The following is a 21,095-nucleotide window of genomic DNA, read 5'->3' as shown; positions in this document are numbered from 1 at the left end:
AATATGAGCATTAGAATCTATAGAAATTTTTTCAACTTGCTCACTTTGAATATACATTTCATTTGCATTTTGCTTTAGAAGGTTGATATTCATTTCAACTTCTGTGGTTGCTTTTTGTGTTTTTTCAGCTAGTTTTCTTACCTCATCAGCAACAACAGCAAAACCACGCCCATGTTCACCTGCGCGTGCAGCTTCTATAGCAGCGTTAAGAGCTAAAAGATTGGTTTGATCGGAAACATCTTTAATTAAATTGATTACATTAGTAATTTCATCTACACTTCTATGCAATGTTCCTGCAACATCTCTTGTTTTATTGGCTGATTCTGTAATATCTCCTAAGGAAGCATTGATAGAATTAGCAATATGGTTAAGTTCATCCATTTCAGCAAGAGAAGTTTTAGAATAGCTAGAGATAACTTCTGCTTTATTTACATTTTCTAACATATCGCCTTGAACAATAGTAATATTTTTTAAAATCCCAGTTAATAAAACATTTAAAAGATCTGTTTTAAGTTTAGACTCTAAAGCCGCTTGTTCTAATGATGTAATTTTATTTTTTAATTCTAAATTTTCCGATTGAAATTTTTCAATTTTATGTGTAAGATTTTTATTTTCTTCTTCAAGCTTTTGAAGATCAGAATGGTTTATTTTACTTCCAAACATTGTTTTGCCTTATTTTTTATAATTTGCTAGATATTGGCTAAGTTCATCTTTTACATGAAGCTTTTCTTTTTTTAAAGTTGAAATTTCCATACTGCTAAGAGAAGTTCTACCTTCTTCTGCATCTTTAATCATGTCATCAAGTTCATTATGACGATCAAATAGTTTATCAAAATGAGCATCTTTACCTTTTAGCTCTGACATTAATTCTCTATATTCATGTAGCATAAACTCTCCTTGTATTAGTGAAATTTAAAATTCATTTAATAAGGTATTTTATACTATTAAAAGATATTTTTGGCTTAAAAAAATAATAAAATTAATAATAATTTTTAAATGTGTGTTATATAAGTGATTTATTAAAGTTTATTTTTAAATTGGAAATATTAAAATTGAGGAATAAATCCTCAAAATTATTTAGAATTTTGTTTTTTTAGAGTTCTCAGAGTAGAAGCTGCAATTCTCATTTTTCTCGTGGTGCCATCTTCTAAAGTTACACGAACCGTTCTGAGATTAGGTAAAAAGCGTCTTTTTGTTTTATTGTTAGCATGGCTGACATTATTACCTACCATTGGACCCTTGCCTGTGATTTGACATACTCTTGCCATTTTCTTGTCCTTATGAAAATTTTTAGATGGAGATTTTATCAAAATTAAGCTTAAAATATTCCATAATTTATAGTTTTTTTAATATATAAGTCGATAAAATATTATTTATCACGTTTATATATAGTTTAAGGTTTTGATCATGTATGTAGCTCCAAGTTTATTGTCTGCAAATTTTTTGAAATTAGAAGAAGAAGTTAAAGCTATTGAAGCTGCAGGTGCAGATCTTTTACATATTGATGTAATGGACGGATATTTTGTTCCAAATTTGACTTTCGGACCTTGCGTGATCGAAAAAATTTCAACTATTAGTAAGTTGCCATTAGATGTTCATTTAATGGTTAAAGATGTAAGTAAATTTGTAGATCTTTTTATCCCTTTGAAACCAAAATTCATTTCTTTTCATATGGAAAGTGAAGTTCATCCTATAAGGCTTTGTGAATATATAAGAAGCCAAGGGATCCATCCTGCCATTGTTTTAAATCCACACACTCCTATTGATTCTATTAAACACATGCTAGAATTTGTAGATATGGTGCTTTTAATGAGCGTTAATCCTGGGTTTGGTGGGCAAAAATTTTTACCTTTGATACATGAAAAAATCAAAGAATTACGCCAAATGATTGATAAAAAAAATGCTAAAGTTTTTATAGAGGTTGATGGTGGTGTTAATGGTTTAAATGCTAGCGATTTAGAAGAATCTGGAGCTGATATTTTGGTAGCTGGGAGTTATATTTTTTCTTCCAATGATTATAAAACTGCAATTTCATCTTTAAAGCTTGAATTTTGAGTTTACAGCAAATTGATCAGATTATTTCTATATTAAATAAGCAAAGCAAACCTTATGATTGGGTAATGCAAGAGTTTGCCAAAGTTGAAGAATTAAAAAATTTTGATTTAGATTTGGAAACTTTTGAGCTTTTGGGTTTAGGTTTAACTTTGAATAAAGATAATATTTTTACCCTTAAAACACGTACAACAAAAATTAAAGATGAAATTTTTTGTATAGTAGATATAGAAAGTACAGGCGGAATAAGCAAGGGAGAAATTTTAGAAATTGGAGCAGTAAAAATTCAAAATTCTAAAGAAATTGGACGTTTTCAAAGTTTTGTTAAAGTAAAGGAAATTCCAGAAAATATAACTGAACTTACAGGTATTACTTATAATATGGTAGAAAATGCTCCAAATGCAGCAAAAGTTTTAAGCGATTTTAGGCTTTTTTTAAAAGATAGTATTTTTGTAGCACATAATGTACGTTTTGATTATGCTTTTATTTCAAAAACTTTGGATGAATGTAATTTTGGTATTTTACTTAATCGTCGTATTTGCACCATAGAATTTGCACAATGTTGTATAGAAAGTCCAAAATATAAACTAGAGGTTTTGAAAGAATTTCTGGGCGTGGAAAATACGCATCATAGAGCCTTAGATGATGCTTTAGCAGCTGCTGAAATTTTTAAATATTGCCTTGGAAAACTTCCCTATCATATAAAAACCACAGAAGAGCTTATAAATTTTACAAAAACTGCGCGCATAAAGCAAAAATAAATATTTAAAGAGTATAATTAAGGTATAAATGACGGGAGCTTGTGGTACAGGCTGAGAGTAAGCTAAAAGCTTAGACCGAACCGGATCTGGATAATGCCAGCGTCGGGAAGACTTATAAATTTCAATACTTTAAAAATTTATACTCACCCTTCATTTATCCAAATTTTTTAAAGGATAAATTTATGAAAACTCAAATGAATTATGCTAAAGAAGGTGTTTTTACCAAAGAAATGCAGATTGTTGCACAAAAAGAACAGCTAAGTAAAGATTTTTTGCTTGAAAATATTGCTTGCGGTAAAATTATTATCCCCGCAAATATCAACCATAAAAGTCTTGATCCAAATGGCATAGGTTTTGGACTTCGCACTAAGGTTAATGTAAATTTAGGAGTTTCAAATGACTGCGTTGATTATAGCGAGGAAATGAAAAAAGTAGAGCTTGCTCATAAATTTGATATAGAAGCGATTATGGACTTAAGTAATTATGGAAAAACAAGTCGTTTTAGAGATGAGCTTATTAATATTTCAAAAGCTATGATAGGAACAGTGCCCGTATATGATGCAGTGGGATTTTTAGAAAAAGATTTAAAACAAATTAGTGCTAAAGATTTTTTAGATGTTGTATATCATCATGCCAAAAGTGGTGTTGATTTTATGACAATTCATGCAGGTATTAATTCTCGTGCAGCACATATTTTTAAACAAAGCAAAAGACTTACAAATATAGTTTCAAGAGGAGGCTCTGTGCTTTATGCTTGGATGATGATGAAAGATGCTGAAAATCCTTTTTTTGAGTATTATGATGATTTGCTTGATATTTGTTTAAAATACGATGTAACTTTATCTTTGGGTGATGCTTTACGTCCAGGCTCTACTCATGATGCAAGTGATGGGGCACAAATTTCAGAACTTATAGAATTATCACTCCTTACTCAAAGGGCTTGGGATATTGGGGTTCAAGTAATGATAGAAGGTCCAGGGCACATGGCTATTAATGAAATAGAGGCAAATATGCAATTAGAAAAGCGTTTATGCAAAGGAGCGCCTTTTTATGTCTTAGGGCCTTTGGTAGTAGATATTGGTGCAGGGTATGATCATATTAGCGGTGCTATTGGAGGAGCTGTTGCTGCAGCTAATGGAGCGGATATGCTTTGCTACGTAACACCTGCTGAACATTTAAGACTTCCAAATTTAGAAGATGTTAGAGAGGGTATAGTTGCAACTAAAATTGCAGCTCATGCAGGAGATGTAGCTAAACTTCCAAAAGAAAGAGCAAGAGATGATGCTATGAGTAAAGCAAGACAAGATATAGATTGGGAAAAAATGTTTAAACTTGCTATTGATGGAGAAAAAGCTAAAAAAATATTTAATGAACGTCGTCCTGATGATTTAAATTCATGCTCTATGTGTGGTAAAATGTGTGCAATGAATACTATGAATCAGATTTTAAAAGGTGAAGATGTTAGTTTAGCTTGAATAAACTTTGAGAGTAAGATCTATAGAGATCCCTTGCTCTCCTGCTTTAAGATTAAGTGGGTAATCGAGTTTGATTAAATTATTGTAATTTTTTAAAGCGTCAATAAAATCATAAAGTCTTCTAGGATTGTTCATTGTCGCTTTAATGGCTAAGCGGTTTTTTAGATATTTTTCTTGTTTTTCGGGCTTAGTTTCTTGAATTTTTACATTTTGAAAATATTTTTGTAAAAAAATATCAAAATTTCCTATATTAAAATTTTGCTCAAATTGCTCTAAACTTTTGTTGTTTTCACTTCTTAGAGTTGATATTTTATTTTCGCTAAAGTCAAATTTTGATTTAGCGGCTTTTAAGATAGCAAGTTGTGAATTTTCTCTAAGATTTGCTTGTTTGTAGTTTTTTAATGTCGGTAAAAGTAAAAATAAGATCAAGGCTGTGCAAACGCTTATAAAACTTAACGCACAAATGATAAGCTTTAATAAGTCAATTTCTTCTAGACTTTTATCTTTCATCCGAAGCTCCTGGAATTTGTTTGCTAATACTAACAAAACGATACCACCCATTATCTAAGCGATAATAAGTTGTATAGCTTTGATCAAAGATGCTTTTTAAAGGGGTTTCTAAAAGTAGAGTAAACATTTCTCTTGTAGGAGTGACTCCGATAAGCTTTAAGGAATATTCGTCTTGTTCAACACTTTCAAGAGTAATGTTATCAGTTTTTACAATAATATCAAATAGATTTCTTAAGCTTTCTTTAACAATTTGATTTTGAGTGTTAAAATTTTTCGCTATTTGACTTTGATCAAATAAAATTTCATAAAGCATTTCATTTTGTTTGGTTTGATTTTGAAGCACTATAACTTGTTGTTTTTCATCATCGATGGAGCTATTGATTAATGCAATTTTTATTATATATGTAAAGTATACTAGCAAGATAAATAATATACTAAAACCAAAAAGTCCTAGCCAAATTTTATCAAAGAGCGTGAAAATAGGTTTTTTTCTTGGCTGTATGAAGCTATAAGTCATTTAAGCTCCTTTCGCATCAATTCTATCATAAGATCTAAGATGTTAATTTGTTTTGTTTTTATCTCTAAAAAAGTTTCACTTTCTAAAAAATCAATAGCACTTATGTTAATATCTGATTCGCTATATAATAAAATACCATTGATAAATACCCCAGCATATTTATCATCATTATAGAATTTTTCAATGCTCGTAATAATATAACGGCAAAGTTCCATATCATTACTAAATTGATTTAATTCATCAAGATTAAAATTATCATTATTATCCAAAGTTTCAAGATTATTTTCTTGATCAAGTAGATCAAATTTATTATTTAAGGCTTCATTGAAGTTATCTAAGGTAACTTCAGTATCATCGTTGTTGTTTTCAATTTCTTGATTATCTTCTGATGGAAGTTCAAGCTCTAAACCTAATTCTTGCTCAAATATTTTAAAATCACCGTATAAAATAGTATTGCCTTTAGCAACAATAATTGCCAAAAGATGTCCTTGCTTAAATCCATAAAGCAAAATTTGATCATCAGGTTGTTTTTCTTTTTGCATATTGTAGTAAAGAAGAGCAAAAGGGGAATATAAAAAATCTAAACCCCTATATTCCTCAAAAAGCTCGCTATAATATTCTACATGTTCGGTAGCCGTATAAACAAGGGCATTATTAAACAAAATATGTTGTAAGCTGATTTTTCCTATATTAAAGTGCTCACAATCTTGAATATTTGTACTAGGTATTAATCCTTGTTCTTTGGCGTCTAAAAATAAAGCAGTGTGGTAAAATAAGAAATACTTGCTTAAATTTTTTATGTATTCTAATAAATTTTCACTTTTATCAAAAGTTTTTTCATTGCTACTGATTAGTTTATTTCCTCTATAAATAGAAGCTTTTACAATATTTTTTTTATCTTCTAAAATAATACTAATAAAAAGTTGTGGAAATATTTTTTTAAGTAAAAATAACATTTCATTCCTTAAATTGATCAGCTAAACTAATTTTATCAAATTGTTCCATTAGAAATTCTTTAGCTTTTTCTTTATCTAAAGATAAAATATCCAAAGGTTCACTTAGACTATAAGTAATCTTACTAAAAGGTTTTGGCAAGATCATCTTATCCCAACTTTTAAATTCCCAAAAATGATTTGCTTCATAGTTTAAAATTCTTATCTTTAGTCCTTTTTTTTGAGCTAAAATGATAGAACCATCTGAAATACTATGATAAGGCCCTCGTGGACCATCAGGCGTGATAACTATATCGTCATTTTGTTCTAAAACTTTAAATGCAGCTCTAAGTGCACTGCTAGCACCCCTTGAAGTGCTTCCCCTTACAGTATCAAGACCGAAAAGCTTGATGATTTTTGCAATTTGCTCTCCATCTTTATGGTGAGAGATCATGACATAGGCTTTTTTATTTTTTTGTCTATAATGTCTAAACGCAAAAGGCATGAGTGCTAATTTTCCATGCCAAAAAAGTATCACACCAGCTTTACGGTCAACTTTTTCACCTTTATAGTACTTTTTACAGCTTAAAAAAATAAGCCATTGCAAGATGAAAATTATATATGTTAAGCAATGGATTTTAAACGATTTCCCCATATAAAACCATACGCTTTGCATTAGTGATTTTTACTTCTTTAAATTGCCCTAAAAGTTCTTCGCTACCTTCAACTTGAACTAAAAAATTATTATCTGTTCTTCCAGCAATGTTATTGCCTGCTCTTAATTCTTCAAATAAAACTTTAAACGTTTTATTTTCTTGTTTTTTTACAATTTCATCTAAAATTTCACTATGACGATTTTGTAAGGTGCTAAGTCTTCTTGAAGCTGTTTCTTCATCGATTTGATTAGGCATGGTTGCGGCTTTTGTTAAAGGGCGTTTGGAGTATTTAAAAGAAAAAATTTGTTCAAAACGCACTTTTTCTAAAACATCCATAGTTTCTTCAAAATCTTTTTCACTTTCTCCTGGAAAAGCTACAATAATATCTGTAGAAATGCTAACATTTGGACAAAGTTTTCTAAGTTTTAAAGCTCTATTTAAATACCATTCTTTGGTATAGCCACGCTTCATAGCTTTTAAAATTTCACTTGAACCGCTTTGTAAAGGCATATGCATGGATTTGCAAACTTTTGGATTATTGGCAAAAACTTCTAAAAATTTATCATCCATGTGTAAAGGATGTGGACTTGTAAAGCGAATGCGTTCTAAACCTTCTATAGCGCTAAGTTCTTCTAAAAGATCTGAAAAGTCCATTTTTTTATGTTCGTTTCTAAATCTTTTGCCGTAGTTATTGACATTTTGTCCTAGTAAGAAAATCTCTTTAGCGCCTTTTTCAACGGCTTTTTGAGCTTCTTTGTAGATAATATTAAAAGGTATGGAAATTTCATCTCCCCTAGTATGTGGCACTATACAGTAAGTGCAGTGTTTGTCGCAACCTATGGAGATATTAATATAGGATTTATAAATACTATTTCTAAAATCTGCAAAAGCAAATTCACTTTCATCATAGTCTATGTCCACGCCCATAAATTTTGGAGTTTTTATAGCTTGAGTGATTTTGGAAATATTTCTTGCCCCTAGAACAAAATCCACATAAGGAGCACGTTTGAAAATTTCGTTTCCCAAATGCGATGCAGTACATCCACAAACTCCTATTTTAGCACCTTCTTTTTTAATTTTTTCAAAGCCACCCACTTCTGAGAAAAGTTTATGCACAGGTTTTTCACGTACTGAACAGGTATTAATAAGAATAAGATCTGCTTCTTTGATATCTTCTGTTAATGCATAATTTTCTTTTTGTGTTAATTCTGCGATCATATGCTCAGAATCTCTGACATTCATCGCACAACCTAAAGTTTGGATAAAAAGTTTTTTAGCATTCAAAGAATATGTACCTCATACATAAAATCATTATCATCAAGCCCGTATTTTACGGTTCTATGATAAATGCTTACTCCTTTTTTTTCAAAATGATTTACAAGGGCAATGAGTTGTTTGTGTGTATTATCTTTATCAAAATAAAAAAACTTTTGTCCTTCTTTTTCTATAGCCTCTTCGATTTTTTCTAGGCTAATATTTTTAGGTTTTTCATTAATCAAAGTTCTTGCCAATTTTAATTCCATAGCTAAATCCTTAAGAATTTTCATTTTAATCTATAATTTTAGCAAATTTTACTTTTAATTAAACTTATTAAGGATATAATTTTTATCTACATTATTTAAATTTCCCACAAAAAAGGTTTTATAAAATATGGAAAAGATAGCAGATATTATCGAATCTATTGCTAATGAAAAAAATTTAAACTTAGAGAATGTAAGAGAAAAGGTAGCTACCGCTTTAATCAATACTGCAAAAAGAATTTATGGACAAGAATATGAGTTTTTTGTGGATCCTAAAAATTTAAATCTTTATCAAAAAATTACCATAGTAGCAGATAATGACGAGAGATTGCAAAATAAAAGTGAGAGTTTTATCGCGTTAAGTAAGGCAAAATTAGAAGTTCCAGATGTTGAAATAGGAGATGAATTAACCTATGAATGTTCTTTGGAAAATTTAGGAAGAACTGCGGTAAATACCTTGCATAAAGAGCTTGAATATCATATACAAAAATTATTAGAACAAACTATTTTTGAAAAATATAAAAATAAAGTAGGGCAAATGGTTTTTGGTACAGTTGTTAGAGTGGATAACGAAGAAAATACTTTTATTGAAATAGATGAATTAAGAGCTTTTTTACCTAGAAAAAATCGTATTAAAGGGGAAAAGTTTAAAATAGGGGATGTGGTAAAAGCTGTGATACGCCGTGTTTATACAGATAAGGGTATTAAAATCGAGCTTAGTCGTACGAGTCCTAAATTTTTAGAATGTTTACTTGAAGCTGAGGTTCCAGAAATCAAAGATGGTTATGTTAATATTATAGGATGTGCTAGAATTCCAGGTGAAAGAGCAAAAATTATTCTTCAGGCTAATGGAGCAAATATCGATCCTGTGGGTGCTACAGTAGGTGTTAAAGGTGTAAGAATTAATGCAGTAAGCAAAGAACTTCATAATGAAAATATTGATTGTATAGAATTTACAAATGAGAGTGAAATTTTAATTTCTCGTGCCTTGGCTCCTGCTATTGTAAATTCTGTAAAAATTGAAGATAAAAAAGCTATTGTAAGTTTAAATAGCGAACAAAAAAGCAAAGCCATAGGAAAAAATGGCATTAATATTCGCCTTGCTTCTATGTTAAGTGGTTATGAAATAGAGCTCAATGAATTAAGCTCATCACAGCTAAATAATGCCATCAGCAATGAAGAAGCAATGAAAAATCTTCAAGATTTATTTAAAATTTAAAATATTTGTGAATTTTCACAAATATTTTTTATAAAACCACTTCCAATAAAATGCCGCAAAGATAAAAATCATACCCAATAAACCTGTAATCAGTTCTAAACTCAAACCTATTTCAAATAAAAAGCCCATAAGCATTGAAATAATAGCACTAAAACTAAGATAAATCATATCTGTATAAGCGATCACTCTACCATGATATTCTTTGTCGGCATTTTTTTGTATCATAGTGTAGGTATAAGCCCAAAGCGCTGAGGTAAAAAAACCTGCACCAATTAAACCTAAAAAAGAAATGTAAAAATTAAATTGAGTTAAAGCCCAAAGTATAATACCCAAGCCTTGACCAAGATACATGTAAAATAAATTTTTATCATTAATAAATTTGCTTAAAACCATAGGTCCTATAGCCAGGGAACAAGCACGTACTGCATTTAAAAACCCTATTACTAAAGCAGCGGATAAAACTTCTTTATATTGATGTTGTGCTAAAAGCGTAACCAAGGTTTCATAAGCAGTTAAACCTATAAAAGCGTGAAGCAAGATAAGATGAAAGATTATCTTATTGTTTAAAACATAGAAAAATCCTTCTTTTATCATGGTAAAAAAGCGACTTTGTGTTTTTTGATGAAAATCAGGAATGCTTAATCTTGCTAAAAAAGAAATGCCTATGAGTATAAGCATACAGTCAAATAAAAAAGCAGTTTTAACTCCTAGAAAATAAATAAAAATTCCCGCACTTGCCATACCTGCCGTATAAGAAATCGCCCAAATGACACTGTGCATTTCATTGGCAAGTTTTAGTTCTTGTGGGGTTAAAATTTTAGCTAATAAACTCATTTCAGCTTGGAAATAAATCGAAGCAACACAAAGTCTTATAAAAATTAAAATAAACAAAAGCCAAAGCATACTAAGGCTTGTGACAAAAATAAGACAAAAAATAGAAATTAATTCTATGCTAATCATACTAAGTAAAAGTTTTTTAGGTTTATTTTTTTCTACAATAACACCATTAATAGGTGCGAGCAAAACTCCAGGTAAAAAAGCAAGCATAGCACTTGTAGCTGTTGCCCAAGTAGGAGCATTAAGTTCGACCAAAAGGGTAAAAACTCCCGTTTGAGAAAACCATGCTCCAAAATATACTATAAACTGAACTGAAGCTAATATTCTGATATTTTTGTTATTTTTCAATAGTTCAATGTAATTCATAAGCGAAACTATAGCATAATTTATATTTTAAATGCTATAATTATTTTAATTATGTAAAAAAACAAGGAAAAATTTTGAAAAGACTGGATAAAAAAGAAGCTTTAGATTTATTACATCATGCAAGTTTAACAGAACTTGGAGAAATGGCTTATAAAAGAAAATTAGAACTTCATCCTGAAAAAATTACCACTTTTGTTGTAGATAGAAATATTAATTATACCAATGTTTGTTGCATTGATTGTTCCTTTTGTGCTTTTTATCGCCATCATAAAGAAGATGATGCTTATATTTTAAACTTTGAAGAAATAGGCAAAAAGATAGAGGAGCTTGAAGCTATTGGGGGTACACAAATCCTTTTTCAAGGTGGGGTGCATCCAAAATTAAAAATAGAATGGTATGAAGAATTAGTTTCTTGGATAAAAAAGCATTATCCAAATATCACTGTACATGGTTTTTCTGCAGTTGAAATCGCTTATATTGCAAAAGCATCTAAAATTTCAATCACTGAAGTACTGCAAAGATTGCAAGCTAAAGGTTTATTTTCTATACCAGGAGCGGGTGCTGAGGTGCTAAGCGATAGGGTGCGTGATATCATTGCACCAAATAAATGTGATACAGTTACTTGGTTAGAAGTACATCGCCAAGCTCATAAAATCGGTATGAAAAGTACAGCTACCATGATGTTTGGAACGGTTGAAAATAATGAAGAAATCATTGATCATTTTGAGCATTTAAGAAAATTACAAGATGAAACAGGTGGTTTTAGAGCTTTTATTTTATGGAGTTTTCAAAGTGATAATACTGCTTTAATCCAAAAATATCCAGAGATTATGAAACAAAGTTCTAACAAGTATTTAAGACTTTTAGCTTTAGCAAGACTTTATTTAGATAATTTTAAAAATTTACAAAGTTCTTGGGTAACTCAAGGCTCGCTTATAGGTCAACTTGCTTTAAAATTTGGGGCCAATGATTTAGGCTCAACTATGATGGAAGAAAATGTAGTAAGTGCTGCAGGAGCGAGTTATAGAATGAATCAAAATGAGATGATAAGGCTGATTAGAAGTTTAGGAGAAAATCCAGCTAAACGTAATACCGCTTATGAAATTTTAGAAAGGTTTTGATGCAGTATTTAGAGAATAAGGGTATTAAAATCCCTTTTATTTTTGAAAAAAATTCAGATTTTCCTATTGTTATTCTAAAATTCGTTTTTAGAAATTGTGCTAGAAGTTATGATGAAATAGCAGGCTTGGCTAAGATGTTTTCGCGTATTTTAAATGAAGGCGTAGATGATAAATTTTTTAAAGATTTAGAATTTAGAGCGATAAATTTAGAGGCAAGTAGTGGTTTTGAAAGTTTAGAAATCAATCTTTCTTGTTTAAAGGAAAATTTTGATTTTGCTTTAAAGAGTTTGGAAAAATTGCTTTTAAAACCAAGAATAGAAGAAAGAATTTTGCAAAAATTAAAAATCAATGCCTTGGGCGAACTTGCGAGTAAAAATAGTGATTTTGATTATTTAGCAAAAAATTTACTTAATGCTCAAATTTTTAAATGTAAAGAATTTCAAAGTCCAAATGATGGAGATGAAAAAAGTATAGAAACTTTGTCTTTAAAAGATTTACAAAATTTTTATAAAAATTTTATCCATCTTAGTGATTTGGTTGTGATTTTAGGAGGAGATTTAGAAGAAAAACAAGCCAAGGAAGATCTTTTAAAACTCTTATCAAAACTTCAAATAGGTAAGAAAAATACTCCAAAAAAATATGAGTTAAGCAAAAACATCAAAGATGAAATTTTGATACGCCCAGAAAGTGAACAAGCTTATATTTATTTTGCTACGCCTTTTTTTGCCGATTTTAAAGATAAGGATTTATATCTTGCAAAAATTGCTTTATTTGTTCTGGGGCAAGGAGGATTTGGTTCAAGGATTATGGAAGAAATTCGTGTTAAAAGAGGTCTTGCATACTCAGCATATGCTATGCTTGATATGAATATGTCTTTTTCTAGAGTTTTTGGATATTTGCAAACTAAAAATGAAAGCGCTAAAGAAGCTAAAAAAATCGTAAAAGAGCTTTTTAAAGATTTTATAAAAAATGGCATGACTCAAAACGAACTTGATCAAGCTAAAAATTTTCTCATAGGATCAACTCCTTTGCGTTATGAAAGCTTAAGTAGGCGTTTATCTATGTCTTTTAACGAATTTTATCAAGGTTTAAATTTGGGATATTACAAAGAAGAGTTAAAACTTATGGAAAAGGTTAAACTTGAAACCATAAATGCTTATATTAATAAACATCAAGAGCTTTTAAATATAAGTTTTGCAAGCATACAAAATGAAAATTAAAGAAAGTGATTTTGAATTTTTTAAAAAATTAAAGATTAGAAGTGCTATTGATTTAGCACTTCTTTTACCTAAAAAAATTGAAAATTTAAATCCAAGTAAAAATCCTAAAGAAAATGAAATTTGTACTCAAAAAATCACTATAAAAAGCGTTAGTTCAAGAAAAAATCAACTTTTTGGTTTGGGTTTTTGCGAAGAATGGCAAGAAAATATTTCTTTTGTATTTTTTCATCCTAGAGCTTGGCATTTTGGGATTTGTAAGGTAGGAAAAGAGCTTATTTTTAATGCTAAACTCTCGCGTTTTAATCACACTTGGCAATTTAACAATCCTAAAATTTTAACTTCTTTTGAGGGTTTTAGTCCAAAGTATCAAATTTTAGGCTTAAAAGATACAAAAATTACTACTTTTATGCATAAATATCTTAACTATGAAAATTTAAAAGAAAGTGGCATAGAGGATAAATATATACATTTTCTTTTAAATTTACATGCTTATGATGAAAAAAGTTTTTTTATGTTTGAAAATTTGCAAAATTTTAGCAAAGATTTAAAATATATAGAAATATATAATTTTTTAAAGCGTTTAAAAGCTAAAAAAACACATTTTAAAGCCCATCAAATAAATGTTTTTAACATAGCTAATTGGCTTAAAGAATTACCTTTTTCTCTCACTAAAGATCAGCTTAATGCTCTAAAAGACATAGAAAAAGATTTACACTCAAAAGAAGCCAAAAGGCGTGTGATTATGGGTGATGTGGGGTGTGGTAAAACCTTGATTTTACTTGGTGCGGCTTTGATGGTTTATCCTAAGCAGGCTATTTTAATGGCACCTACTAGTATTTTAGCATATCAGCTTTATGAGGAGGCTAAGAAATTTTTACCTGATTTTATGAATATTTTATTTATTAAAAGGGGTAAAAAAGAAAAAGATTTAGGGCAAAAGATTCAAAAAGCAAATCTTATCATAGGCACTCATGCTTTAATTCATTTAGAAAGTCATAATGCCGTACTTGTAATGATAGATGAACAACATCGTTTTGGATCAGCTCAGCGTGAGAAAATTCATTCTTTAAATAAACAAGAATTTACCCCTCATTTTATACAGTTTTCAGCTACGCCTATTCCAAGAACTTTAAGCATGATACAATCTGAACTTTTAAATTTTAGTTTTATTAAAGAAATGCCTTTTAAAAAAGATATTACAACTTATTGTATACAAAATGAAGACTTTTCTAAGCTTAGCGAGAAGATCAAAGAAGAAATTGCTAAAAATCATCAAATTATCATTATTTATCCCTTAGTGAGTGCTAGTGATAATATTCCTTATCTTTCTTTAGATCAGGCTAAAGAATATTGGCGGAGTCATTATGAAAAAGTTTTTGTAACTCATGGAAAAGATAAACAAAAAGATAAAATTTTAGAACGTTTTAGAGATGAGGGAAATATTTTATTGAGCACTACAGTAGTGGAAGTGGGCATTTCTTTGCCAAGATTGAGCATGATAGTGATTGTAGGAGCAGAGCGTTTAGGACTTGCTACCTTGCATCAACTTCGTGGTCGTGTAGGTCGTGTAGGGCTTAAAAGTACTTGCTACCTTTATACTAAACTCAAAGAAATTCCAAGTCGTTTAAAAGAATTTGCTAGCACTTTAGATGGGTTTAAAATAGCAGAGCTTGATCTTAAAAATCGTTTGAGTGGAGATTTGCTTGATGGCTTCATGCAACATGGAAATGAGTTTAAATTTTTTGATTTTTCTAAGGATGAGAAGATTTTAGAAGAGGTAAAAAAAGATTTGGCAAAAAAATTGCCAAATTAATGTCCGCCGTACTTATAAAGCATATTTTGAAAATGTGAGGCTATCATTTGTGCACGTTGTAAAATGACATTTTTCATTTCTTCATTATAAACTATATTTAAACTTTCTTCAAAAAGTTTTAGCCAAATTTCAAAAAACTCTTGAGGAAAAGGAGGTAGATCTAAGTGTTTTTTTAAGGGTTGTCCATTATAATCACCTTCGCCTAAAAGCATGCCTGCCCAAAAATTTCCTATTTTTGCTTTATGTTCTTTCCACTCTTCATCACTTGTTCCAATAGTATTGTTAAAAATAGGACCTAAATCCTTATCTTTTCTAATTTTTTCATAAAATATTTCCATGAGTTTTGCTATGCTTTCTTGATTAATTGTTTCAAATTTCATATAAGCCTTTCTTAAACGTTAATTTTATGGCGTTAATATAGCAAAAATAAGATAAATTAAATTTAACATAAGTTAAGAATGGAAAATGTATATAATGAAAGATTATTTAGAACTTTTATCTAGTGTAGGAAAATTAAAAAAATTTCAAAAAAATAGTATTTTATTTTATGAGGGTGAAGAGGCTAAAAATTTTTTTATTTTACTTAAGGGAAAAATACGCATTTATAAAAGTACAACAAGTGATAAAGAGATTACTTTGCATTATTTTAATCCTCCAAATTTTATAGCAGAAATGCCTGCTTTTAAAAAATTAAATTATCCTGCTAATGCTATTTTTGAAGAAGATGGAGAAATTTTGGAAATTGATTTTATTAATTTCCAAAATTTATGCAGTGAAAATAAAGAATTCAATTTTTTGCTTATCAGTTCACTTTTTGATAAAATTAAAATTTTAGAAAAGAAATTATCTCAAAATGCATTAGATTTAAGGACGAGATTGTTAAAGTATCTTTTGGAAAATGAAAAGAAATTAGATACAATTTCGCAAAAACAAATTGCAATTGATTTAAATGTTAGAGCACAATCTTTATCTCGAGTATTAAAAGAACTTAAAATTTCAGAACTTATTGATACAAAAAAAGGTAGAATTGAAATTTTAAATAAAGATATGATCATGAAAGAACTTTGGTAAAATTTAAGGTAGAGAATGGATTTTGATTTTATATTAGCTCAAGCTCCTGCTTTTTTAACGGCTGCTCGGCTTACAATAAAACTAAGCTTTTTTGGAATTATTTTTTCTTTGATAATAGGTTTATTTTGTATTTTAATGAGTTATTTTAAAATAAAAATTTTAGAAAATATTTGCAAGCTTTATATAGAGTTTTCAAGGAATACTCCTTTATTAATTCAACTTTTTTTCTTATATTATGCTTTACCTAAATTTAATATACATTTAGAGCAAATTCCACCGCTTAATTTGATTTGTTTAAGCGTAGAAGAAACTTTAAGACCTTCTTTTGCTTGTGCTATAGTAGGACTTAGTTTTTTAGGAGGTTCTTATATGGCTGAAAGTTTAAGGGCGGGATTTGAAGCCATAAGAAAACAGCAGTTTGAAGCGGGTCTTTCTTTGGGTTTTTCAAAATTTGGAAATTTGCGTTATGTGATTTTGCCGCAAGCTTTGGCTATTTCTATGCCAAGTATTAGTGCTAATATTATATTTTTAATCAAAGAAACTTCAGTCGTTAGTATTATTGCTTTGCCAGATTTGGTGAATTTAATGAAGAGTTTAAATTCTTTAACTTATAAGACAGATGAGCTATTGTTTTTGTTATTTATGGGATATTTGTGCATTATTTTGCCTTTGTCTTTTATTTTGCTAAAGTTTGAAAAAAGGTTGCTTCATGCTTGAACTTTTAAATACCGATACGCTTTTAAGACTCTGGCAAGGGCTTTTTATCACTTTTGAAATTTCATTTATCAGTATTATTATTACTTCGATAGGTGGGTTGTTTTTGGGAATTTTAATGAGTTTTAAAAATAACTATATCTATGCTTTTTGTCGTTTAGGTTTGGAATTTGTGCGTGTTATGCCACTTTTGGTATGGCTTTTTGTGGTGTATTTTGGGTTTCCTAGATGGTTTGGGTGGGATTTGAGTTCTATAAGTGCAGCTATTATTGTTTTTAGCATTTGGGGTTGTTTTGAGATGATGGATTTGGTGCGTGTTTCCTTGCAGAGTATTCCAAAGCATCAGTATGAAAGTGCATCATCTTTAGGTTTAAATACGGTGCAAAGTTTTGTTTATGTTATTATTCCACAAGCTATGCGTCGTTTAACTCCTATGAGCATGAATTTAGTTACTCGTATAATTAAAAGTACAACTTTTGCTTATTTAATCGGTGCGGTAGAGCTTGTAAAAGTAGGACAACAAATTATAGAATTTCATAATAGAAATGATTTTGCACCTTTTATTATTTATGGTTTGATTTTTTTTATCTTTTTTATACTTTGTTATCCTATCACTTTATATTCAAGAAAATTAGAGAAAAAATGGAGTTAAAATGAGTCTACTAAAAATAGAAAATTTACAAAAGTATTATGGTTCACACCATGCTTTAAAAGATATTAATTTAGAAGTTAAAGCCAAAGAAGTTATGGTGATTTTAGGTCCTAGCGGATGTGGAAAATCTACACTTTTGCGTTGTATTAATGGGCTTGAAGAGATTGCAAGTGGTAATATTTATATTGATAATGAGAAAATAGATAAAGATTTTAAAGAATGGCCAAGAATGCGTCAAAAAGTTGGCATGGTTTTTCAATCTTATGAACTTTTTGAGCATTTAAGTGTTGAAGAAAATATACTTTTAGGACCCATGAAAGTGCAAAAAAGAAAAAAAGATGAGGTCTTAAAAGAGGCTAAAATTTGGCTTGAAAAGGTGGGGCTTTTGCATAAAATTCATGCTTATCCAAGAGAGCTTAGCGGAGGACAAAAACAAAGAATTGCTATAGTAAGAAGTTTGTGTATGAATCCTGAGTTAATGCTTTTTGATGAAGTTACAGCAGCACTGGATCCTGAGATTGTTAGAGAAGTTTTAGAAGTGATGTTAAATCTTGCAAAAGAGGGTATGACTATGCTTATTGTTACTCATGAAATGGGTTTTGCAAAGGCTGTAGCAGATAAAATTATTTTTATGGATGAAGGAAAAATTATCGAAAAAAATGATCCTAAAAGTTTTTTTGAAAATCCAAAAAGCGAAAGAGCAAAGAAATTTTTAAATTTGTTTGATTATCATAAATAGATAAAAATAATATTGGTTTATGATAATAAATTTTACAAAACTAAAATTTTATAGAAAAACTAAAAAAGTCTTGACAAAAATTTTTTTTTGAGTTATAATCTTACTTTTATTTTTGCTGGTTTAGCTCAGTTGGTAGAGCAGCTGCCTTGTAAGCAGCAGGTCGGGGGTTCAAGTCCCTTAACCAGCTCCATTTATTTTAGCAGTGTTTGACCAGAATATTGAAAAAGCAATATTTTTATGGTGAGTTACTCAAGTGGCCAACGAGGGCAGACTGTAAATCTGCTGGCTTTCGCCTTCCGTGGTTCGAATCCACGACTCACCACCATGCTTTGCGGGAGTAGCTCAGTTGGCTAGAGCATCAGCCTTCCAAGCTGAGGGTCGCGGGTTCGAGTCCCGTTTCCCGCTCCAATAATTTAAAAGAACTGGGAGCTGTATTTTAAAACCTTTAACTTACAGTATATATCCCATTTAAGAGTTTTTGTTGTCTATTATTGTGTATAATTTTTCTGAGCGCTCGTATGGCTCAGAGGTAGAGCACTCCCTTGGTAAGGGAGAGGTCGCGGGTTCAATTCCCGCTATGAGCTCCATGAATTGAAAAAATTATATAGATATAAGACTTGCTTTGCTCAATTTATTTTTTATACGGAGGAAAAAAAATGGCTAAAGAAAAATTTTCACGTAATAAGCCACACGTAAATATTGGTACTATTGGTCACGTTGACCATGGTAAAACTACTTTAACAGCTGCTATTTCTGCTGTTCTTTCTAGAAGAGGTTTAGCAGAGCTTAAAGATTATGATAATATCGATAATGCTCCAGAAGAAAAAGAGCGTGGTATTACTATTGCTACTTCTCATATTGAATATGAAACAGATAATCGTCACTATGCACACGTTGACTGCCCAGGTCACGCAGATTATGTTAAAAACATGATTACAGGTGCTGCACAAATGGATGGAGCGATCTTGGTTGTTTCTGCTGCAGATGGTCCTATGCCACAAACTAGAGAGCACATTCTTCTTTCTCGTCAAGTAGGCGTTCCATATATTGTTGTTTTTATGAATAAAGCAGATATGGTTGATGATGCTGAACTTTTAGAGTTAGTTGAAATGGAAATTAGAGAATTATTAAGCTCTTATGATTTTCCAGGTGATGATACACCTATTATTTCTGGTTCTGCTTTAAAGGCTCTTGAAGAAGCTAAAGCTGGACAAGATGGTGAATGGTCAGCAAAAATTATGGATCTTATGGCTGCAGTTGATAGTTATATCCCAACTCCAACTCGTGATACTGAAAAAGACTTCTTGATGCCAATTGAAGACGTTTTCTCAATTTCAGGTCGTGGTACTGTTGTTACAGGTAGAATTGAAAAAGGCGTTGTAAAAGTAGGTGATACTATTGAAATTGTTGGTATCAAAGATACTCAAACAACAACTGTAACAGGTGTTGAAATGTTTAGAAAAGAAATGGATCAAGGTGAAGCTGGGGATAATGTAGGCGTTCTTCTTCGTGGAACTAAAAAAGAAGAAGTTATTCGTGGTATGGTTCTTGCTAAACCAAAATCAATTACTCCGCATACAGACTTTGAAGCTGAAGTTTATATCTTGAATAAAGATGAAGGTGGTAGACATACTCCATTCTTTAATAATTATAGACCACAGTTTTATGTAAGAACAACTGATGTAACAGGTTCAATTAAATTAGCTGATGGTGTTGAAATGGTTATGCCTGGAGAAAATGTAAGAATTACTGTAAGTTTAATCGCTCCAGTAGCACTTGAAGAAGGCACTCGTTTTGCTATTCGTGAAGGTGGTAAAACTGTCGGTTCAGGTGTTGTTTCTAAAATTATTAAATAATTTAATAAAGCCAAGTTAAAAGCTTGGCTTTAATTTTTTAAGGAAAATTGAAATGAGAATTAAAGTTGGTTTAAAGTGTGAAGAATGTGGTGATATTAATTATAGCACCTATAAAAATAGTAAAAATACTACTGAAAAATTAGAATTAAAAAAATATTGCCCAAGATTAAAAAAACATACACTTCACAAAGAAGTTAAGCTAAAAAGTTAAGCTTGCGCCCTTAGGGCAATAGCTCCAACGGTAGAGCGCCGGATTCCAAATCCGATGGTTGGGGGTTCGAATCCCTCTTGCCCTGCCATAATTAAGGTTTAAATAAATGGAAAAATTAATAACTTATTTTAAATTATCAAAAGCCGAATTAAGGAAAGTAATTTTTCCTTTAAAAGAACAGGTAAGAAATGCCTATATTACAGTTTTTGCGGTTGTTGCGGTGATTTCTTTGTTTTTGGCGTTAGTGGATTGGCTTATGTCCTCTGTTGTTTCTGCGATCGTATAAGGAGAGTAAATGAGTACTCATAAATGGTATGCAATTCAAACTTATGCTGGTAGTGAAATGGCAGTTAAAAGAGCCATTGAAAATTTAGTAAAAGATAACGGAATTGAAGAACAACTTAAAGAAATTGTTGTTCCAACTGAAGATGTTATTGAATTTAAAAATGGAAAGGAGAAGATTAGCGAAAGAAGTTTGTATTCAGGATATGTTTTTGCACTTCTTGATTTAAATACAGAGCTTTGGCATCGCATTCAATCTCTTCCAAAGGTTGGTCGTTTTATTGGAGAATCCAAAAAGCCAACCCCTTTAACAGAAAAAGATATTAATTTGATTTTGGAAAAAGTTCACAATCGTGCAGCGCCTAAACCAAAGATTTCTTTTGAAGAAGGGGAAAATGTGAGGATCACAGAAGGGCCATTTGCAAACTTTACTGCAATTGTAGAAGAGTATGACATGGTTCGTGGTTTATTAAAATTAAATGTTTCTATTTTTGGACGCTCAACTCCAGTGGAGATCTTATATTCTCAAGTTGAGAAAATAATTTAATTTATACAAGTAAGGAGATTTGTT

At 30.3% G+C, this 21,095-nt stretch carries 24 protein-coding genes, 5 tRNA genes, 2 pseudogenes and 1 riboswitch; of the genes and pseudogenes, 20 read left to right on the top strand and 11 right to left on the bottom strand.

Annotation, left to right across the window (positions count from 1 at the left end; genetic code table 11):
• Positions 1-3: 3 nt before the first annotated feature.
• From ACOTU8_RS04780 to rpmB, 3 genes and pseudogenes are all read right to left on the bottom strand, one after another.
• Positions 4-252, bottom strand: a pseudogene (locus ACOTU8_RS04780) (methyl-accepting chemotaxis protein); the annotation flags it as partial.
• A 420-nt stretch (positions 253-672) separates the two neighbouring features.
• Positions 673-888: a YdcH family protein gene (locus tag ACOTU8_RS04775; RefSeq protein WP_002855201.1), complete on the bottom strand. Its 216-nt coding sequence runs from the start codon at positions 886-888 to the stop codon at positions 673-675.
• Positions 889-1,073: 185 nt separating this feature from the next.
• Positions 1,074-1,268: a 50S ribosomal protein L28 gene (gene rpmB / locus ACOTU8_RS04770; RefSeq protein ID WP_002854974.1), complete on the bottom strand. Its 195-nt coding sequence runs from the start codon at positions 1,266-1,268 to the stop codon at positions 1,074-1,076.
• A 139-nt stretch (positions 1,269-1,407) separates the two neighbouring features.
• On the opposite strand from rpmB, the gene rpe reads away from it, so the two are divergent.
• The 3 genes from rpe (at position 1,408) to thiC (ending at position 4,288) form a co-directional block, all read left to right on the top strand.
• The gene (gene rpe, locus ACOTU8_RS04765; RefSeq protein ID WP_422342011.1) at positions 1,408-2,055 is read left to right on the top strand and encodes a ribulose-phosphate 3-epimerase; all 648 of its coding nucleotides are present in this window, start codon (positions 1,408-1,410) and stop codon (positions 2,053-2,055) included.
• Complete coding sequence (gene dnaQ, locus ACOTU8_RS04760) at positions 2,052-2,813, top strand: 3'-5' exonuclease (protein ID WP_422342010.1); 762 nt, start codon at positions 2,052-2,054, stop codon at positions 2,811-2,813. Before rpe ends, dnaQ begins: the two co-directional genes overlap by 4 nt.
• Positions 2,814-2,834: 21 nt before the next feature.
• A riboswitch (TPP riboswitch) is annotated at positions 2,835-2,939 on the top strand.
• A 56-nt stretch (positions 2,940-2,995) separates the two neighbouring features.
• Complete coding sequence (gene thiC / locus ACOTU8_RS04755; RefSeq protein WP_422342009.1) at positions 2,996-4,288, top strand: phosphomethylpyrimidine synthase ThiC; 1,293 nt, start codon at positions 2,996-2,998, stop codon at positions 4,286-4,288.
• Here thiC and ACOTU8_RS04750 read toward each other — a convergent pair.
• Genes ACOTU8_RS04750 through ACOTU8_RS04725 form a run of 6 tightly spaced genes read right to left on the bottom strand, consistent with a single transcriptional unit; the run spans position 4,280 to position 8,426 of the window.
• Entirely contained in the window at positions 4,280-4,798 is a 519-nt protein-coding gene (locus tag ACOTU8_RS04750; RefSeq protein WP_422342008.1) for a hypothetical protein, read from the bottom strand. The two genes, thiC and ACOTU8_RS04750, sit on opposite strands and share 9 nt — an antisense overlap.
• A complete protein-coding gene (locus ACOTU8_RS04745) occupies positions 4,788-5,315 on the bottom strand; it encodes a hypothetical protein (protein WP_422342007.1) in 528 nt (175 codons plus the stop codon). The genes ACOTU8_RS04750 and ACOTU8_RS04745 overlap by 11 nt, the downstream gene beginning before the upstream one ends.
• Positions 5,312-6,271 carry a clan AA aspartic protease gene (locus tag ACOTU8_RS04740; RefSeq protein ID WP_422342006.1) on the bottom strand — a complete coding sequence of 320 codons (960 nt, stop codon included), beginning with the start codon at positions 6,269-6,271 and terminating at the stop codon, positions 5,312-5,314. Before ACOTU8_RS04740 ends, ACOTU8_RS04745 begins: the two co-directional genes overlap by 4 nt.
• Position 6,272: 1 nt before the next feature.
• Complete coding sequence (locus ACOTU8_RS04735; protein ID WP_422342005.1) at positions 6,273-6,902, bottom strand: lysophospholipid acyltransferase family protein; 630 nt, start codon at positions 6,900-6,902, stop codon at positions 6,273-6,275.
• Positions 6,886-8,187, bottom strand: a complete 1,302-nt coding sequence (miaB, locus tag ACOTU8_RS04730; protein WP_422342004.1) for a tRNA (N6-isopentenyl adenosine(37)-C2)-methylthiotransferase MiaB — start codon at positions 8,185-8,187, stop codon at positions 6,886-6,888. The genes ACOTU8_RS04735 and miaB overlap by 17 nt, the downstream gene beginning before the upstream one ends.
• Positions 8,184-8,426, bottom strand: coding sequence for an HP0268 family nuclease (locus ACOTU8_RS04725; RefSeq protein ID WP_002851103.1), 243 nt, complete (start codon positions 8,424-8,426; stop codon positions 8,184-8,186). Before ACOTU8_RS04725 ends, miaB begins: the two co-directional genes overlap by 4 nt.
• Positions 8,427-8,553: 127 nt before the next feature.
• Between ACOTU8_RS04725 and nusA the strand changes: the two genes are divergently transcribed.
• Positions 8,554-9,642 (top strand): transcription termination factor NusA, encoded by a 1,089-nt coding sequence (gene nusA / locus ACOTU8_RS04720; protein WP_422342003.1) that lies wholly within the window; start codon positions 8,554-8,556, stop codon positions 9,640-9,642.
• Positions 9,643-9,657: 15 nt separating this feature from the next.
• Here nusA and ACOTU8_RS04715 read toward each other — a convergent pair whose 3' ends face one another.
• Positions 9,658-10,845 (bottom strand): MFS transporter, encoded by a 1,188-nt coding sequence (locus ACOTU8_RS04715; protein WP_422342002.1) that lies wholly within the window; start codon positions 10,843-10,845, stop codon positions 9,658-9,660.
• A 74-nt stretch (positions 10,846-10,919) separates the two neighbouring features.
• Here ACOTU8_RS04715 and ACOTU8_RS04710 point away from each other — a divergent pair, with 74 nt between their 5' ends.
• Genes ACOTU8_RS04710 through recG form a run of 3 tightly spaced genes read left to right on the top strand, consistent with a single transcriptional unit; the run spans position 10,920 to position 14,999 of the window.
• Complete coding sequence (locus ACOTU8_RS04710; protein WP_422342001.1) at positions 10,920-11,966, top strand: dehypoxanthine futalosine cyclase; 1,047 nt, start codon at positions 10,920-10,922, stop codon at positions 11,964-11,966.
• Positions 11,966-13,186 (top strand): M16 family metallopeptidase, encoded by a 1,221-nt coding sequence (locus tag ACOTU8_RS04705; protein ID WP_422342000.1) that lies wholly within the window; start codon positions 11,966-11,968, stop codon positions 13,184-13,186. Before ACOTU8_RS04710 ends, ACOTU8_RS04705 begins: the two co-directional genes overlap by 1 nt.
• Positions 13,176-14,999 carry an ATP-dependent DNA helicase RecG gene (gene recG, locus ACOTU8_RS04700; RefSeq protein ID WP_422341999.1) on the top strand — a complete coding sequence of 608 codons (1,824 nt, stop codon included), beginning with the start codon at positions 13,176-13,178 and terminating at the stop codon, positions 14,997-14,999. Before ACOTU8_RS04705 ends, recG begins: the two co-directional genes overlap by 11 nt.
• On the opposite strand, the gene ctb is transcribed toward recG, so the two are convergent.
• Positions 14,996-15,379, bottom strand: coding sequence for a truncated hemoglobin Ctb (ctb, locus tag ACOTU8_RS04695; protein WP_422341998.1), 384 nt, complete (start codon positions 15,377-15,379; stop codon positions 14,996-14,998). The genes recG and ctb overlap by 4 nt on opposite strands.
• 94 nt (positions 15,380-15,473) lie before the next feature.
• Here ctb and nssR point away from each other — a divergent pair, with 94 nt between their 5' ends.
• The 13 genes and pseudogenes from nssR to nusG all read left to right on the top strand — a co-directional run bounded on the left by nssR (position 15,474) and on the right by nusG (position 21,071).
• On the top strand, positions 15,474-16,070 hold the full coding sequence (gene nssR, locus ACOTU8_RS04690) for a nitrosative stress-sensitive transcriptional regulator NssR (RefSeq protein ID WP_422341997.1): 597 nt from the start codon (positions 15,474-15,476) through the stop codon (positions 16,068-16,070).
• Between the two features lie 15 nt (positions 16,071-16,085).
• Positions 16,086-16,787, top strand: coding sequence for an amino acid ABC transporter permease (locus tag ACOTU8_RS04685; protein ID WP_422341996.1), 702 nt, complete (start codon positions 16,086-16,088; stop codon positions 16,785-16,787).
• On the top strand, positions 16,780-17,436 hold the full coding sequence (locus ACOTU8_RS04680) for an amino acid ABC transporter permease (RefSeq protein ID WP_422341995.1): 657 nt from the start codon (positions 16,780-16,782) through the stop codon (positions 17,434-17,436). The genes ACOTU8_RS04685 and ACOTU8_RS04680 overlap by 8 nt, the downstream gene beginning before the upstream one ends.
• A 1-nt stretch (position 17,437) precedes the next feature.
• A pseudogene (locus ACOTU8_RS04675) lies at positions 17,438-18,198 on the top strand (amino acid ABC transporter ATP-binding protein).
• Positions 18,199-18,289: 91 nt separating this feature from the next.
• Positions 18,290-18,365 (top strand) — tRNA-Thr (locus tag ACOTU8_RS04670).
• A gap of 49 nt (positions 18,366-18,414) precedes the next feature.
• A tRNA-Tyr gene (locus ACOTU8_RS04665) sits at positions 18,415-18,500 on the top strand.
• A gap of 6 nt (positions 18,501-18,506) precedes the next feature.
• Positions 18,507-18,583, top strand: a tRNA-Gly gene (locus ACOTU8_RS04660).
• Between the two features lie 104 nt (positions 18,584-18,687).
• Positions 18,688-18,762, top strand: a tRNA-Thr gene (locus ACOTU8_RS04655).
• Between the two features lie 69 nt (positions 18,763-18,831).
• Positions 18,832-20,031 (top strand): elongation factor Tu, encoded by a 1,200-nt coding sequence (gene tuf / locus ACOTU8_RS04650; RefSeq protein ID WP_002855271.1) that lies wholly within the window; start codon positions 18,832-18,834, stop codon positions 20,029-20,031.
• A 52-nt stretch (positions 20,032-20,083) separates the two neighbouring features.
• The gene (rpmG, locus tag ACOTU8_RS04645) at positions 20,084-20,242 is read left to right on the top strand and encodes a 50S ribosomal protein L33 (protein WP_002793551.1); all 159 of its coding nucleotides are present in this window, start codon (positions 20,084-20,086) and stop codon (positions 20,240-20,242) included.
• A gap of 12 nt (positions 20,243-20,254) precedes the next feature.
• Positions 20,255-20,330, top strand: a tRNA-Trp gene (locus tag ACOTU8_RS04640).
• A gap of 18 nt (positions 20,331-20,348) precedes the next feature.
• Positions 20,349-20,528 (top strand): preprotein translocase subunit SecE, encoded by a 180-nt coding sequence (gene secE / locus ACOTU8_RS04635; protein ID WP_422341994.1) that lies wholly within the window; start codon positions 20,349-20,351, stop codon positions 20,526-20,528.
• Positions 20,529-20,537: 9 nt separating this feature from the next.
• A complete protein-coding gene (nusG, locus tag ACOTU8_RS04630; protein WP_002851098.1) occupies positions 20,538-21,071 on the top strand; it encodes a transcription termination/antitermination protein NusG in 534 nt (177 codons plus the stop codon).
• Positions 21,072-21,095 lie beyond the last annotated feature (24 nt).

Source organism: Campylobacter jejuni, assembly GCF_049221745.1.
In the GTDB taxonomy this organism is placed as follows: Bacteria; Campylobacterota; Campylobacteria; order Campylobacterales; family Campylobacteraceae; genus Campylobacter_D; species Campylobacter_D jejuni_E.
Note: the sequence above shows the minus strand (reverse complement) of the source record. Positions and strands in the feature narration are given on the sequence as shown.